Raw genomic sequence first — 16,057 nt, forward strand, 5'->3', positions numbered from 1 at the left:
TTAATCAAATGATTTGGTGTTCTTTGAGTGCGTGATAAAGAATTCCAATTGTTACTTTGAGAATGGACAAAACTGGAATTGCAAGTAACATCCCAAAGATCCCGAAAAAGTTTCCCCCAACTGCAATGCCAATGAGTATCGCAAGAGGATGGAGAGAAACCGCATTGGCAATGACTACCGGTTGTACGATTGCGTTGTCTACTAGTTGAGCAACCACCACAACAGAAGCAATGGATCCAATCGATGGAGACATCTCAGGGAAAAGAATGGAAAATAAAATGGGTGGAACAGCTCCCACAAGAGGCCCTAAGTAAGGAATGGAATTGGCAACACCCAAAAACACTCCAAAGAGAATAAAAAACTTAACTCCAACAATATAAAAACCAATCGAAGCAACGATTGCCATAATTCCGCATTGGATGACTAAACTTTTTAAGTAACTAGTAATCTGTTGGTTCATTCGATAAAAAACCATTAGAAACATTTCAAAAAAACGATTGGGGATAAAACTAATCACTGTTTTATAAATTAGGTTTGCATCCAATAATAAAAAGAAACTGATAATGGGGATGATGATCATCCAACTAATGAACGTGGGAATCATCACAACAAGACTACGTAAAAATTCTTCTAAGTTGGAAGTAGCCATTTTTGCAACTTCTTCTGGGTGAATGATCTTTTTCCATAACTCAGGGTTTTGTGAGACTACTGGAAGTTTATTAAAATCTAATAATTGAAAATTGGGATCATCCATTTTGACAGACCATTCGGAGACAATGGGTTGTGCCTTTTCAAAAAGATTTGGCAGATAAAATGCCAAAAACCAATAAGCACCGGCGATTAAAAACGTGAATATAACTATAATTGTAATCGCTCTGTGAACTCCTCTCGATTCGAAGTAGTCTACGATACCATGAAAGATGTAAAAATGGATTCCTGAAATCAAAAGTGGAATCGCTAAGAACTTTACTCCAACAACTCCAATTAATATGGTAAGTGCAATCAGGCCAAAAAACGCAGTCCGTAAAATAAAAGAGGATATATTAAATTCTTTTAGATTCATTTTGTTTTATTTTTTTTGCTTTTGAAGTAAGCTGCTTCTAGTGTATCGTTTGTTTTGCGGAGTCTGTCAGCAATGATCGATGCAAAACTTAATAGCAGATCGTTTCCTACCCTTGGTTTCGTTTCTAATAGTGTTTTTAGTTCAGGTTGAAAAAAACCAAGTAGGATAGAATCAACAAGTGCCACGGCAGTTGCAGATCTTGGAAAATCTTGGAATAGTGCGAGTTCCCCAAAAAAAGCACCTTTTTCAAGTTCGGCGAGCTTTAGAGTAACTCCTTCTCTTTCTGAAAAAATTTCCACCTTTCCTTGTAAGATGAGATACACTCCTGTTCCTGCTTGGCCTTGGTAAAAAATAGTTTCACCTGCATAATACTTGCGTTTGTGGATGAGCCTTGCAACTTCTCGTAATGTCCGACGAGACATTCCTTCAAAGATAGCTGTTTCACGTAAAAAATGTGAAATCTCCGTAATCGGGTTTTCATCGCGTTTGAGAATGGATTTCCAAAGGGGAAGTTGCATAGGGCCTCTTCTGTATAAATCGGATAGACGGGGTCAAGAATTGATAAAACTTGATCCGTATGGGCCAAGCTTTTTACGTTGCGGGGACAGGGACAGATGTCGGAAAAACTTTTTTCTCCTGCCTTTTTATGGCAAAATACGCAGAAACATATGGTTTTCGCTATTGGAAGCCCATCCAAACTGGTGCGGTTAGTGCTGGTGATACAGAATTGGTGCAGAAAACCACAAGTCTACCGGATTCCTATTTTCTAAAACCTGTGTACGAATTCCAAACACCCGCAAGTCCACATTATGCCTCCAAACAGGAAGGAAAAATATTAGATCCCAAGTTCCTTCTCGCGGCACTTGCCAAAGAAAGAAAAACCAATACCCTTGTCGAAGGGGCAGGTGGGGTTTTTGTTCCTTGGACCGATGACTACTTAACCATCAAAGGAATTGGAGAAAGTAACCTTCCAGTTGTGGTGATTGGATCCACTGAACTTGGCACTATCAATCATACCTTACTTACTTTGGATGCACTTACCAGTCGCTTTGTTGCGGTTCTTGGATTTTATTTAGTGGGCCCAGAAAATTCCTTACAAACCGATAACGCAGAAACTATACAGAGGTTAGGTGGTGCACCTTGTTTAGGCATTACCAATTTTCCGGAACAAAAGTTATCACCGGTTGATTTTATTTCTTTTGCAAACAAAGAGTTTGATGCCAATCGGAATGTCATTGATACCTTACTCAATCCAGACGATGAAATATAATCCACTCCAAACTCATACATGGGTTCCTTTAACCATCCAAGAAGAAGGGGAATCTTTAATCGATATTGTAAAAGCTGAAGGGGAGTTCGTGACTGATTCCGAAGGGAACCAGTGGATTGATGCTATAGCCAGTTGGTGGACAATGATATTTGGTCATCGTCATCCTAAGTTAGTATCCGCACTTAAAACACAAATCGATGAACTAGATCATGTGATGCTTGCAGGTCATATCCATCCTGCGGCTGAAGCATTATCCAAATCTTTATTGGAACTAACTCATTTTGACTTTCACAAAGTGTTTTATTCAGATAACGGATCAAATGCGATAGAAATTGCTTTGAAACTTACAATCCAATACTATCAAAACCATCCAGATTTGAAATCAAGATCAGAGTTTCTCGTCTTTTCCAATTCCTATCATGGCGATAGCATTGGAGCCATGAATGTTTCAGGAAAAAATTATTTTAACCGAATTTTTTCTGAACTTAGATTCCCTACAAAAGAATTTCCTGCTCCCAATTGTATGAATTGCCCTTGGGGAAAAAATGTAAATAGTTGTGCGACGGAATGTTTAAACGATTTAGAACTTAGTATCAAACAAAACGAATATGCAGGAATTGTCATTGAACCATTGGTATTTGGCGCCAATGGAATGTTATTTTATGATAAAAAAGTATTAATCAAACTAAGACAACTGGCAACACAAACCAATACTATTCTTATTTTTGATGAAGTATTTACAGGAATGGGAAGGCTTGGGGAGTTTTTTGCTTACCAAGTGGCAGGAGTCAAACCAGACCTTTTGGTGATGGCAAAAGGACTAACAGGAGGAATGTTACCTCTTGGTGCCACCTTAGTTTCTGAATTCATTTATCAACAATTTTTATCAAAAGATCCTTACCATGCATTTTTTCATGCACATACTATGACTGGGAATCCGATAGCGTGTAGCGTTGGTTATGCGTCAGTCAAACTTTTACAAGAAGATGGTAGGGGCCTTGTCAAAAAACTCGAAAGTTCTTTGCAAAAACGAATAGAACCATTCCAAAAAAAATTAGGAAAACGAATCCAAAACGTTCGAGTGTTTGGTGGGATCTTTGCTTTTGAATACAAAGAAACCATAGCAGAGGATGAATATCTAAATCCCATCGGAAAAAAGATCCGTGAAAAAATGAGAGAATTTCGAGTTCTTTTGCGGCCTCTTGGTCGAACCATCTATATCACTCCTCCCTATACCATTTCAGAGAAATCCCTGGATCATATTTTTTTAGCGATGGAAGAGACCCTCCTTAGTTTTACTGATTCAGATTGAGACTAAATATACGAAGAGATTTTCTTCGTTTACACAGGTTGGCGTCGCAAAGAACCTGTTCCCATGATTGCAGAAGTTCAAGAAAAAACTGTTTCCTCCGCACCTTCCTTAATTACGGAAGCGGAAGCCCTAGAAATCCTAGAAGGAAAAGCCCCTTTGCTTTCGGTTGTCGCTCGTGCCACAGAAGAAAGAAATCGTTATTATACCAATCGTGTTCGCATTCATATATTAGATAATATCAAAAATGGTTATTGCCCTGAAGACTGCGGATACTGCGCACAAAGAAAGGGTGGAGATTCAGGAATCCAAGAATATTCACTTAAGTCTCCTGAAGAAATTTGGGAAGATGCCAAACGTGCCAAAGACAATGGTGCTTACCGATTTTGTATGGTGACTTCGGGACGTGGCCCCACTGACAATGCAGTGGATCGATTGGCAGAGACCATCTCCAAAATCAACGGCGAACTTGGGATGAAGGTTTGTTTGTCTGCGGGAATTTTGGACGCAAAAAAAGCTAGGACTTTAAAAGACGCAGGCCTTGACCGTTACAATCATAATCTCAATACATCTGAATCTAAATACAATGAAATCTGTTCTACACATACCTTCAAAGACCGACTAACAACACTTGAGGCGGCAAGAGAAGCGGATATCGGACTTTGTTCTGGGATCATTGTGGGAATGGGAGAAGAACTAAAAGACCTAGTCCAAGTTGCCTTTGAATTAAAACGACTTGGCGTGATATCTATCCCTGTTAACTTCTTTATTCCTATCAAAGGACATGCCATCCAGAAGTCGTCACTCACTCCTGAATTTTGTATTCGTGTATTGTCTATGTTTCGATTGGTCAATCCAGATTCAGAGATTCGAATTGGTGCCGGAAGAGAAGGTCATTTAGGTTCTTTACAATCAATGGCTCTTTTTGTAGCCAATTCATTGTTTGCTGAAGGATACTTAAACGTAAAAGGCAGTGAGATGGCCCAAACGATGAACTTGATTCGCGATTGTTCTATGGTTCCGGAATTTACAGAAGGAGTTCCAGAAGGATGGGATGAGTACGAGTCACAGTTCCTTTACGACGAGAAAAATTTTCCAGAACTCTATAAACATAAAAAGTAGTTTGCCTTTTTTACTTTTGGCGGTAGTATGCTCCTACTTTACCGCCTCTAGTGAGAAACATGCGAAAACCTTCTTTACCATTTCGAAAACAGATGAGTTATGCGATCGGCCAATTGGGTTGGTCCACTCTCATCAATATCATTGGTCTCCACCAAGTTTATTTTTATCTTCCACCCGCACCAAAACCAGGACAGGAATGTTTCCCTGACCTCATAGAAAAAATGGCCTTCTGGGGACTGTCCACCATTGGTGTTGTGGCAGCTCTTGGTCGTTTGTGGGATGCTTTTACTGATCCCATCATTGCCAATTCCTCGGACCGGTTTAGTTCTCGATTTGGACGTCGGATTCCCTTTCTATTTCTCGGAGGAGTGCCTGCAGCCGTCTTTTGTTGGCTGATTTTTGTTCCCCCACACAACTTTATCTCTTCCACCAACTTGGTTTGGATGACCGGTTGTATGCTTTTGTTTTATCTATTTTTAACAGTGTATGTCACTCCTTTCTTTGCTCTCATTCCAGAGCTTGGGCATACGCCGGAAGAGAGGTTGAATCTCTCTACATATATTTCAGTGACCTATGCATTGGGGATCATTGTGGCTTCAACAGAACCAATGATCGCAGGTGCTTTAAAATCCTCTTTTGTTTTTGATGGGGATAGTGCACTTCAAACCTTGGTGTCTCGTCAGTATGCTTTGGGAATCCTTTGTACGTTTGCGGCGATCTGTATGTATTTTCCCGTATTTTCGATTCATGAAAAAACCTATTGTGAATCGGAAGCCTCCAGTGTTCCTTTTAAAGATGCCATCCTCCTTACATTCAAAAATAAGAATTTTCTATACTTCGCTTTGTCGGATCTCTGTTATTTTTTAGCACTGACCATTCTTACCACAGGGATATCTTATTATGTAACAGTCCTTCTGGAACTGGAACGTGAATTTGTCACACAACTACTCACTGTGATGTTACTGGTTTCATTTGCTTTTTATCCTGTGGTCAACTGGATCGCAAGAAGGATCGGAAAGAAAAAAACAGTTCTATTTGGATTCTATATCTTTCTTTTACTCTTTCTTTCGATTTATTTTGTTGGGAAAGATTCTTTGCCATTACCACCGCATATTCAAGGTTATTTGATCGTTGCCATTGCAGCAGTTCCCATAGCAATTCTTGGGATCCTACCGAATGCCATCCTTGCTGATATTGCTGAACTTGATTCATTAAAAACAGGTTCGAAACGAGAGGGACTCTTTTATGCGGGAAGAACTTTTATGCAAAAGTTGGGTCAAACTTTGGCGGTTCTTATTTTTAGTAGTGTAATTCTTTTGGGACTTGATCGCGAAACAAAGAAAAATGTTTCACCAAATGTAACGGGGATCCTTGCACCGTCTGTAGCGGATCCAAAATCAGAATTGAAAAAAAATCCAGAAGTTGAGGCAAAAATAAGTATGGAATCTACCATTTGTAAAGTCGAAGAAGTAGACGCGGGAGGGGAGCTGGGTGTTCGTTTGACAGGTCCTCTTGCCTCTGCATTCTGTCTACTCGCCATCTTTCTCTTTGGAAAATACAAAGAAGATGAAACTTTAGAAGAGATTGCAAAGATACGTGGTAATTAAATCCTGGTTTTTGGAGCTATTCAGATGAGATATCGCATTGAGACAACCAAGTTAAAGAACGGGTATATCGAAGCCAAACTCATCGAGACAACCACAAATAACCCGATTGAATTTCGGATTTGTGACACGGAAGAATATGCGCAGGCCCAAATCAAAGATTGGCAAAAGCGCTTCCGAATGAATGAACCGCAAGAACAGGACTAAATTCTTCCTCCGATGGGGCATGGCTTTTGCCCTTGTTTTGAGTGTTACTGACTGTAAATCATCCTCAAAACGTGATTATTTCGATACCAATTTCCAATGTTTTGCTGAGCCTGGTTGGCGTGACAATTCCAAATTTAAAGAGTATATTGAGGTGGCATGGATCCCCATGCGGCTGTTATACGCACAAGAAAATTTAAAAGTCAAAAAAACTGATATTGTTTTTGCAGGTGATAGTTTGGTGCATTTGTTTTTGCCAGACTTAATGGCCAAAGAATTTCCCGGCCAGTCTGTCACCAATCGTGGGATTGGTGGTGATATGACAGAAACACTTCTTTCTCGAATCGAAGAAGATGTTCTTGTACTCCATCCAGAAACCATCGTCATCGAAATTGGTGGGAATGATTTTCGGGAAGGAAAGTGCCTTAGTTTGGTGCAAAACAATCTGCTCTCCATCATCCAGAAAATTCACACACAAAACAGAAATACAAAGATTATTCTCATTGCTGTTCCTCCCACAAGAGTGAAAGAACTCAACCAAATTGTCCCGGTATTTAATTTGTTTTTAAATCAAGTGGCTCGGACAACAAAAAATGTCGAATATGTCGAAGTTTGGGACATGATGAGAAATTCAGACCTTCCAACATTGAGAGAAGAGTTTTTCCGACCGAATGGGGACATTCTTCATTTTAATGAAAAAGGATATGAACTCTGGGGTAAAAAACTAAGACCTTATTTAAAAAAGTAAAAATGAATTCACTACTTCTAATTTCTCGTTCCTCTATTTCTGATTCCATTCTTTCGAAAACCTTTTCCGATCCTTCCGACGCATCGACAGACAAAACTTTTGCGATCTCGAATTCTCAAATATTCCGTGCGGAACGTTTTGGATTGCACTGTGTTCGCATAGTACATAGTAAATCTCTGAACCGCGACCAAGTATTAACGATTCGAAAAAATTTAGAAAAATACCAAATTGATTTTTTATCTCTTGGTTCTTTGTTACCAAATCATAAAGAGTCTCTTTTTGTTTTTGATATGGATTCCACAGTCATCAAAGAAGAGGTCATTGATGAGCTTGCAAGAAAACACGGAGTGTATGAAGCCGTTGCCACTGTCACCAAACAAGCGATGGAAGGTGGAATGGGATTTGACGAAGCACTTCGTTTACGAGTGAAACACCTTGCGGGACTTTCCAAAGAAAGTTTTCGGGAAGTGTATGATCTTTTGACACTAAACGATGGAATGGAAAAAGTGTTTCAATTTGTTCCAGCACATGGATCAAAACTTGGAATCCTCAGTGGTGGTTTTACTCCCGTATTAAAACTATTTTCGGAAAAGTATCCTGTGGATTTTTATAGAGCCAATGGATTGGAAGAAGTAAGCGGAAGTTTTACCGGTGAAATTTTTGGTGAGATCATCAACCGAGAAAAAAAAGAAATCTATCTAAAACAGTATGCAAAAGACCTTTCGATTCCTTTAGAACAAGTGGTTGCCGTAGGAGATGGGGCAAACGATGCTTTGATGCTAAATGCTGCAGCGATCGGCATTGGTATTCACGCCAAACAAGGATTAAAAGACCAAATTACCAATTGGATCGATTTTACCGATCTATCGGCCTTAGTTTTTCTCTTTGAGAATTCTTTTTAATTCATCTAGAATAGACAACGCTTCCATCGGTGGAATTTGATTGGGATCGATTTGTTTTAATCTTTTTAAAACCTTTTCCTCGTTTGGCGACATGTTAGAAGTATTGTTGTCCATTAGACCAGCAAACAAACTTGGTTCTTCGTTTTTGATTTTAATCTCTCGTTTTTTGGATTCAAGTCCCGAAAGAATTTCTTTGGCACGATCGGAAACGGTTTCGGGAATCCCTGCAAGTTTTGCTACATAGATTCCAAAGGATTGTTTTGATTTCCCTCGTTTGACTTTTTTAAGAAAAAGGATCTCTCCTTCTTTTTCAAAGGTATCCAAATACAAATTAAAGATTCCATTCCCTTTTTCCAGTTCTGTTAATTCATGGTAGTGGGTCGCAAAAATGGTTTTTGGTTTGGGAAACTTAGCAGATAAAAATTCTAAAATGGCCCAAGCAATTGATAACCCATCATAGGTGGATGTTCCACGACCTACTTCATCAAATAGAATTAGACTATTTTCGGAAAATTGGTTTAGGATGGTGGCTGTTTCTTTCATCTCTACAAAAAAAGTAGATTCACCTTTCGTTAAGTTGTCACCAGAACCAATCCGAGTGAAAATTCGATCTACCACGGCAAGAGATGCTTTTTTTGCGGGAACATAAGATCCCATTTGGAATAGGATTTGGTTGATGGCAATTTGGCGCATAAAGGTAGATTTACCGGCCATATTGGGTCCGGTTAACACGGCAATGGCGTTGTCACTTGGATTGAGTTCTAGGCTATTTGGTACAAAACGTTCGCCAATCGGTAAAAAAGTTTCTACAACAGGATGGCGAGATTCGGAATAGTTCAAAATTCCATCGTTACGAATTTCGGGCCTAATCCATTGGTATTCTTCTTTGGTTTCTGTGAGAGAAAGATGATAATCCAAAGAAGCCACTTCTGTGGAAAGAGTTAAAAATTCTTCATAAAGTGAAATACAGTGTGCGACTAATTCTTCGAATTTTTCTTTTTCAATCCTTTCGATGATTTCATCTGCTTGGAGGATGGCTCGTTCTAGTTCTTCTAATTCGGGAGAAGTGAACCTTTCTCCTGTAACTAGTGTTTGTTTTTTTAAAAAATGTTTGGGAACTTCTTTTGCTTGGGCTTTGGAGATTTCAATAAAGTAACCAAGGATTTTGTTGTAACGAATCTTTAAAGAGGAAATGTTTGAAGCTTTTTTTTCCTTCTCTTCCAATTCCAAAATCCAATCTTTTCCTTTTTCGCGAGCAAGAATGGCATCATCATATTCTTTGTTGAATCCAGATTTTAAAAATGGAGAGTTGCCGAGAAATACTGGAAGTTCGCCATCATAAAGGGTATCCATAAACAGTTTTGATAAAACATTTAGTTCTTTAGGTAATTTGGAAAAATCATAACCAATTCCATCCAAAATGGATTTGATATTTGCTGTGGATTCTAAACTTTTTTCAATCCCACGAAAATCGCGAGGTAATGCTTTCCCCACTCGAAACCTTGTGAGAACTCGCTCTAAATCGATCAAATCACCTAACAAATCTTTTATTTTTTGCCTTTCTTTTTTGTTGGCAGAAAGAATATCAATTTTGTCCCAATGTGCTTTGATTTTGTTTTCATCTCGCGTGGGGAATAGAATTCTTTGTTTGAGATATCTTTTTCCAGTAGCTGTGATACAACGATTGAGAACCCCAAACAAAGTATGGTTTTTATCATTTGGATTTTCAACGAGTTCTAAATGGGAAACGGTTTGTTCATCCAGAACCAAATATTCATTTTCATCGATTCGTCTAGGAGATTTAAAAACAAAGTTTTGTTTGCGATAGTTATACTGAAGATAGGCATCGAGTACATGGACAACCGTGTCAATTCCTGCTCCTTTCTTTTTGGGAAGGTAATCTGGTGGGATTTTGGAGAGAATGATTTTAGATTCTTTTGCTAAGGGTGGGACTTCTTCTGTATAAATGATTTCTTTAGGGGAAAATCGTTTGATGGTGTCAAAAATCCTTTCCGTTTCGTTCTCTGAAAAAAAGAAATACAAAAGTTCTGAAGTGGAAACGTCAGCAAACGCTAAGTAAACGGAAGTTTTTTCCCGGTAGTACAATGATAAATAATTGTTTTGGTATCCGCCGAGAAGATTATCTTCCACCACAGTTCCCGGTGTGATGATACGGACCACTTCTCTCGACATAATTTTGGCTTTGGGATCGTCAGGTTTTATTTGTTCACAAACAACTACTTTTTTCCCCGCAGCAATCAACCTAGATATATAACTTTCTGTGGCATGATACGGGATCCCTGCCATAGGAATTTGGTTTTGTCGTTTGGTGAGGGTGATGTCTAAAATCTGTGCAGCAATTTTAGCATCCTCTAAAAACATTTCATAAAAATCACCCATACGAAAGAATACAATCCCATCTGGGTGTTGTTCCTTCACCTCCATGTACTGGCGCATGACAGGAGTGTTCAATGCTTCATAGTGTTCGGACATTTTGTACCAAGGTTTTTATTTTATTTGGATCTTTTTTTCCGTCGGTTTCCACTCCACTGGCCACATCAATCCCATAAGGATGAACGGTTTCTAAAGCAGTTTTTACATTCTCTGGAGTGATCCCTCCAGCGAGTAAAAAAGGTCGTTTTACGGATGTTACATATTCCCAAGGGAAAGTATGTCCTGTACCACCACCCAAATTTTTTTGATAACTATCTAAAATCACTAAACTTGATTTTGGTTCCAGGTCCTCATCACTTGTGACTTTGGTTTGGATCCTGATGGCAGGTAATAACTTTTTTGTTTCTGTGAATTCATCCCAAATTTCTGGAGAAATCAACTGGTCTCCTCGGATGAGTTGGATGAGGTCCGGTTGGAAACGTTCTGTGAGTGTTTTGATTTCTGTAATTTCGTTTTCAAAAAACAAAAATACAAGTTTTGGGAATCCAGATTTTTTTCTTAACTGAAGAAGGTTTTCTGCTGTTTCGGCAGTGATGGCACGAGGGGAACGTGGAGAAAAGTTAAGCCCAACAAAATCGACCTGGAGATCCACACAAAGTTCTAATGTGGCCAGGTCTTTGATTCCACAGATTTTAATTTTGTATCTGGTTCCCATATGGGAACCAGATTGAATCAACTCAGATCAGAGGCAATCGATCCTTTGTACCCAAAGTGTAAAAATTTAAGGAAACTATCCTGGTAAATCAACATATCCTGTTTGGAAATTCCTTGGCGAACCATCTGCACAAAGATATTGAGAAAAAAGGAAAGGATGTTGCGGACAACAAACTCACTCACTTCCCCTTTGTAACTTGGATTTTTTTCTTTAAAATTGCTATACTGGTCAAAATTGATTTTGGTGAGACGAGTGAGAACCGTATCTGGAAATTCTTCTAGATGGGAACCTTGTGATTTAGTTAAGAGAAGGATAAAATCATCGCGATTTGCATCCACATAATCAAGAGCAATATGAAATCTCTCTTGCCACGCCTCATAACTGTCGTTAAATCTTTTTTCGAAATAATCTGGATGAGATACATAAGCAAAAGCTTTTTCCATTCCAGAAAGAACCGGCTGTAGTATCTCTGTTAGAAGGTGTTCTTTGTTTTCAAAGTAATTGTAGATATTACTCGTGGATACCTTTGCCTTTTTCGCAATGGTTCGCATACTAGCCTTCTCAAAACCGAGTTGGATGAATTCCTCTCGAGCCGCTTGTAAGATTTCTTTTCGTGTATGTTCTTTTGGAGTTTGCATGGTCCTGAACGATGTTTCCTAAAAGAACAATCTCGTTCAGGATTCATTTGTAAAGTTTAATTTTACATGTTTGTTGTATTTTGTATTAATTTTGCCACAATTCCATAGAGACGAAAACTTCCTAACACCAATACCGGAAATCTGCCTCGGAATAGGGGACGCAGGTCTTCTTCGGCTTGCAGTTTCGTGGTGATGGATGTTAGGCCTTGCGGAAGTTCTGGGAAGGCCCCAAATCCACTTCCTTCCCAAAGAATGAGGGAATGGAGGGGGAGGCCCACCAGTTGGGACAGAATCCCTTCTCGGTCTTTGTCGGGGAGACTTCCCAGTACAAGGGAGAAGGAGGGATGTGTTTTGGCAAACTCACGTGTGGTCGTCGCGATGGCGTCCGGGTTGTGGGCCGGATCAAAAACAATTTCGGGAGAGTTTTGTAACACTTCCATTCTACCACGGGGTTTTTCCAAAGAGGCAAAGGAAATGGAGCTAAGCTTTGATGTCTCTTTTGGAAGCAAATGGATTAGGGCCGCTTGGGAAAAAAGAAAGTTGGTTTCTAAATAGGTAGGTTTTTTTTCGAGGGGGAGGATTTGCGTTTTAGTTTTTCCTTTAGGAAAATTTTGAATGAGAGTTCGTAAGGAATCATCTTCTGGATCCATTACCACTAGATTTCGGCAAACATCTGTTAGGATTCCTAATTTTTCCAAACAGATTTTTTCTTTGGTATCTCCTAAAATTTCAGAATGATCCAAACCTATTTTTGTAAGTATAACATGGTCGGCATACACAAGTTTTGTGGAATCAAGCCTTCCTCCAAGCCCTGCTTCCCAAATTTCAAATTCTGTATTTTCTTTCGCAAAATAGAGATAAGTAAAAACGGTTAAAAATTCAAAATAAGAAAGTGACTGGTACCTTTCTAAGTCGGGAAGGATAGTGTTCTTAAAAAAAGATTCCACATCCTCTTCTTTGGGAACTTCTGGTTTTCCATCTAAAAAAATTAGAAAACGTTCAAGCGGTGTCAGTAGATGGGGAGAAGTATAAAGTCCCGTTTTGTATCCAAGAATTGACAAAAGGGAAGCAAGGTAATGAGAAGTAGAACCTTTTCCATTGGTGCCGACAACACTGATGCGGATGGGCTTTTGTATTTTATGTTTTGATTTTAAAAATAAAAAAAGGTCGGAAAGTCCATCTAAAGAATAGTTTTTGAAAACATTGAAGTTCCTTGTTTTTTCAATGTTCTGCAAACTATATAAAAAATCAAAAAACAACATATGGAATTCTTTTGTAAACCTTCTGTGAATTTAGTATAGATCTATTTACGATTTTTCAATTGTTTGAAAAGTAGGGACTCCACCTTCTCAATCCATTTCTGTTTTGTTTGGATATTTGTAAATAGTTCAAATTGTCTAATCCCTTGGTAGAGTAACATATGGTATCCTGGAATGATCTCTGCTTTTTTTTTCTTTGCCTGTTTTACTAAATCGGTTTCCAAAGGATTGTAAACAATGTCGAATAACGTATGTTTTTTGGTAAAAAAGTCGGAGTTTAGAATTGGTTCCCCACCAAATCCTTTCATGCCAACTGGAGTAGTATGGATGACGAGGTCATAGTTTTCCGCTTCTTCTAAAGATTTTTCTTTGGTCGTAACACCAAGCCATTCCGGATTTCCTAAAGAATTGAGAATTTCTTTCGTTGCCACTTCGTTTCGTGCAAGAATATTTACCTTTCGTTGGATCTTTCCCTGCTTCGCATTGTTTTGGAGAGATTCTGCGATGGAAAATAAGATTCCTTTGGCACTTCCCCCACTCCCGAGAACTAAAATTTGTTTTTCCAAATTGGGATCTAAAAGATCCGGATTGGCTTGGAGAATGGATCTAACAGCACCAGTCCCATCTGTATTCACTGCCTCAATTCCTTCGCGAAAGAGTAGGGTGTTGGATGAACCCATCGTTTGGGATGCCTTACAAACAATGTTCGCTTGTGAATAAGCCCATTCTTTAAAAGGAATGGTAACGGAAACCCCCCTTACACCCAAGTCAAGCAAGGGACGAAGCCCAATCTCATTCCATCGCTCGTTTTCAAAAACCAAATACACTCCATCATATCCAGAGAGTTGGAAAAGAGTGTTATGAATCCAAGGCGAAAGGGTATGACCTAAGGGATATCCCAAGATCCCAAATATTTCAGTGTGTTTTGAATACAAGGAAAACCTCTTTTTTATCTTATGGACTTACGAATGGCTTACCGAAAATAGGTAATAGACAGGTACAAGATCAATGATTTCATTACCGCTTGCCGCACCATCAGAACCATGGACCATTCTCGTAGATATTTTATTCTTTTTTCTCGCATCCGCAGCCTGTGCCTATTATTTTTATTATTATAAACGCAAAGACTTACTCGGAAAATTTTGGGGATCTACATTTGTTGCAGGGATTGGAGCATTAATCGTTTTTGCAACCTTCCAAACCTATATCCGCGATATCATCATGTGGCTCATGTCACCCAAAATTGGATCCACTCAATTATCCAACGTGAATTTGGTTGCCATCTTTCTTGGTGGGTTTACTGCTCTTTACATCATGAACCGAATCAACCATAACAAAGAAAGAAGAGATTGAATTCGATTTTTCATATAACTTTAAATACTTAAGAAAATTATAATAAAATCCTAGTAGGGCGAGAACAAATCCTTGTTTCCCATCTAGGATTCCCAGCCGAATCCAATACATATAAAAACCTTTAAAACACGCTTTTAAAAAAGCCCAAAGTACAGAACTCGATTTCCCTTTTCTAAATTCTTCTTCCGCAAACAAACTAGAATAACGATCAATGAACTGTAAATGATCTGAAATATTTTTATAAGAATAATGATAGAGTGGGTTCTTTAGTTTGATTGGTTTTCCTGAAAGTTTAACTCTTTCGTGCACCAAACCACCGCTAAATTCTCCGGCTGTTTTTTTAAACAAACGAATTTGGTAGTTAGGATAGTATCCACCAAAACGAATCCACTTTCCTAAATAATAAGTCAAACGAGGGATGAGATAACCAACGGATTCTAATTTGTTTTCATTAAATAATTCTATGATTTCAGATTTTAAACCATCTGATACCACTTCATCGGCATCAATGGCAAACACCCAATCATACTTAGTTTTTTCAATGGCAAAGTTTTTTTGATCTGCGTAGTTATCAAACTTACGATAGAAAACGCGAGCCCCATGGGATTTTGCTAGTTCAACTGTTTTGTCTGTAGATCCAGAATCAATGACAACGATATCTTCAATAAAGGAAAGGGCAGCGAGAGTGCGAGAGATGTTATCCTCTTCGTTGAGGGTAATGATGGCACAGGATAAAGGAAGAGGCATAAATTAAATTTGGTTGGGGTCGCGGACAGAAATGAATTTATCAGAGAGAGGAATTTCCAGACGAGCAATGGTGGAATCTTCCCCGATGATGATACGAAAGAAATTAGGGTCGATACCTTCCCCTTTGAGCATTATGAGAATGAGGGCAAGCCCAAGACCGGCGCCTTCTGTGGTGTCAGCATTGTCCATATAGAACTGAGCGATGTCATCATATACCATTCCTTTTTCCAATCGTTCGCGAATGGCTTTTTCTTCTTCTTTGGCAATGGGAGTGTTGTTGATGACCTCGATGGTGATTCCATCGTCATTGAATTTAAAATTAATTAAGCAGAAGTATCCTTTCTTTTTGGCTTTCATTCCAAATTCGTTGGACATCTCTTCGGAAAACATTTCTCGGTATTCTCTCACCCCCCGGGCGTATTCAGAGGGGTTTAACATACTGTATCCACGTTCCTCAAAAAAGACACGTTTTTGGTTGGCTTTGCAGGCATTGATGGCCAATTCTTTGATGATGGTGTAAAGGGTTGGGACAAGAGTCGGGTAAGTGAGGCGATCCAGAATCAGACCTACGGCCTCCTTAATGTGTTCCTCAACGGATTTGGAAACCCGGTGCGTCTTTAGCGAGAGAATTTTCCCATTTTCGATGTGTAATTTGATGTGATCAGAAATCTCGCTTGTTTCCTTTCCCATACCCGAAATCTTTTCCATTCAAGTCCTTACTGTCAAGGT

17 protein-coding genes are annotated in these 16,057 nt (G+C 39.0%); 8 read left to right on the forward strand and 9 right to left on the reverse strand.

All coding sequences use genetic code 11. The features are described from left to right. Positions 1 to 4: 4 nt before the first annotated feature. Positions 5 to 1,063, reverse strand: a complete 1,059-nt coding sequence (locus tag EHR01_RS18785) for an AI-2E family transporter (RefSeq protein WP_135697183.1) — start codon at positions 1,061 to 1,063, stop codon at positions 5 to 7. Beyond that, positions 1,060 to 1,581 carry a cyclic nucleotide-binding domain-containing protein gene (locus EHR01_RS18790; protein ID WP_002975024.1) on the reverse strand — a complete coding sequence of 174 codons (522 nt, stop codon included), beginning with the start codon at positions 1,579 to 1,581 and terminating at the stop codon, positions 1,060 to 1,062. Before EHR01_RS18790 ends, EHR01_RS18785 begins: the two co-directional genes overlap by 4 nt. Positions 1,582 to 1,640: 59 nt before the next feature. Here EHR01_RS18790 and bioD point away from each other — a divergent pair, with 59 nt between their 5' ends. The 7 genes from bioD to serB all read left to right on the forward strand — a co-directional run bounded on the left by bioD (position 1,641) and on the right by serB (position 8,222). Then, complete coding sequence (gene bioD, locus EHR01_RS18795; RefSeq protein WP_135697185.1) at positions 1,641 to 2,333, forward strand: dethiobiotin synthase; 693 nt, start codon at positions 1,641 to 1,643, stop codon at positions 2,331 to 2,333. Further along, a complete protein-coding gene (gene bioA / locus EHR01_RS18800; protein WP_135697187.1) occupies positions 2,323 to 3,645 on the forward strand; it encodes an adenosylmethionine--8-amino-7-oxononanoate transaminase in 1,323 nt (440 codons plus the stop codon). Before bioD ends, bioA begins: the two co-directional genes overlap by 11 nt. 63 nt (positions 3,646 to 3,708) lie before the next feature. Then, positions 3,709 to 4,764 (forward strand): biotin synthase BioB, encoded by a 1,056-nt coding sequence (bioB, locus tag EHR01_RS18805; protein ID WP_135697189.1) that lies wholly within the window; start codon positions 3,709 to 3,711, stop codon positions 4,762 to 4,764. 92 nt (positions 4,765 to 4,856) lie between these two features. After that, the gene (locus EHR01_RS18810; RefSeq protein ID WP_135697471.1) at positions 4,857 to 6,371 is read left to right on the forward strand and encodes an MFS transporter; all 1,515 of its coding nucleotides are present in this window, start codon (positions 4,857 to 4,859) and stop codon (positions 6,369 to 6,371) included. 24 nt (positions 6,372 to 6,395) lie between these two features. Next, positions 6,396 to 6,575: a hypothetical protein gene (locus EHR01_RS18815; RefSeq protein WP_002975048.1), complete on the forward strand. Its 180-nt coding sequence runs from the start codon at positions 6,396 to 6,398 to the stop codon at positions 6,573 to 6,575. Positions 6,576 to 6,594: 19 nt separating this feature from the next. Continuing rightward, entirely contained in the window at positions 6,595 to 7,320 is a 726-nt protein-coding gene (locus tag EHR01_RS18820) for a GDSL-type esterase/lipase family protein (protein ID WP_135697191.1), read from the forward strand. A gap of 2 nt (positions 7,321 to 7,322) precedes the next feature. After that, on the forward strand, positions 7,323 to 8,222 hold the full coding sequence (gene serB, locus EHR01_RS18825) for a phosphoserine phosphatase SerB (protein WP_135697193.1): 900 nt from the start codon (positions 7,323 to 7,325) through the stop codon (positions 8,220 to 8,222). Here the strand turns inward: serB and mutS are convergent. The 5 genes from mutS to EHR01_RS18850 form a co-directional block, all read right to left on the reverse strand. Continuing rightward, positions 8,193 to 10,715, reverse strand: a complete 2,523-nt coding sequence (gene mutS, locus EHR01_RS18830; protein ID WP_135697195.1) for a DNA mismatch repair protein MutS — start codon at positions 10,713 to 10,715, stop codon at positions 8,193 to 8,195. The genes serB and mutS overlap by 30 nt on opposite strands. Beyond that, complete coding sequence (locus tag EHR01_RS18835; protein WP_135697197.1) at positions 10,699 to 11,331, reverse strand: phosphoribosylanthranilate isomerase; 633 nt, start codon at positions 11,329 to 11,331, stop codon at positions 10,699 to 10,701. The genes mutS and EHR01_RS18835 overlap by 17 nt, the downstream gene beginning before the upstream one ends. Before the next feature lie 17 nt (positions 11,332 to 11,348). Continuing rightward, positions 11,349 to 11,969, reverse strand: a complete 621-nt coding sequence (locus EHR01_RS18840; RefSeq protein ID WP_135697199.1) for a TetR/AcrR family transcriptional regulator — start codon at positions 11,967 to 11,969, stop codon at positions 11,349 to 11,351. A 62-nt stretch (positions 11,970 to 12,031) separates the two neighbouring features. Further along, the gene (locus tag EHR01_RS18845; RefSeq protein ID WP_135697201.1) at positions 12,032 to 13,231 is read right to left on the reverse strand and encodes a Mur ligase family protein; all 1,200 of its coding nucleotides are present in this window, start codon (positions 13,229 to 13,231) and stop codon (positions 12,032 to 12,034) included. 41 nt (positions 13,232 to 13,272) lie between these two features. Continuing rightward, positions 13,273 to 14,163: a shikimate dehydrogenase family protein gene (locus EHR01_RS18850; RefSeq protein WP_135697203.1), complete on the reverse strand. Its 891-nt coding sequence runs from the start codon at positions 14,161 to 14,163 to the stop codon at positions 13,273 to 13,275. Positions 14,164 to 14,236: 73 nt separating this feature from the next. Between EHR01_RS18850 and EHR01_RS18855 the strand changes: the two genes are divergently transcribed. Next, positions 14,237 to 14,581 (forward strand): hypothetical protein, encoded by a 345-nt coding sequence (locus tag EHR01_RS18855; protein ID WP_040917277.1) that lies wholly within the window; start codon positions 14,237 to 14,239, stop codon positions 14,579 to 14,581. Here EHR01_RS18855 and EHR01_RS18860 read toward each other — a convergent pair. Continuing rightward, positions 14,486 to 15,328 carry a glycosyltransferase family 2 protein gene (locus EHR01_RS18860; protein ID WP_135697205.1) on the reverse strand — a complete coding sequence of 281 codons (843 nt, stop codon included), beginning with the start codon at positions 15,326 to 15,328 and terminating at the stop codon, positions 14,486 to 14,488. The two genes, EHR01_RS18855 and EHR01_RS18860, sit on opposite strands and share 96 nt — an antisense overlap. Positions 15,329 to 15,331: 3 nt before the next feature. Then, positions 15,332 to 16,036, reverse strand: a complete 705-nt coding sequence (locus EHR01_RS18865; RefSeq protein WP_135571267.1) for a histidine kinase — start codon at positions 16,034 to 16,036, stop codon at positions 15,332 to 15,334. Positions 16,037 to 16,057 lie beyond the last annotated feature (21 nt).

Origin of the sequence: Leptospira mtsangambouensis (assembly GCF_004770475.1) — a bacterium.
Lineage (GTDB): Bacteria > Spirochaetota > Leptospiria > Leptospirales > Leptospiraceae > Leptospira_A > Leptospira_A mtsangambouensis.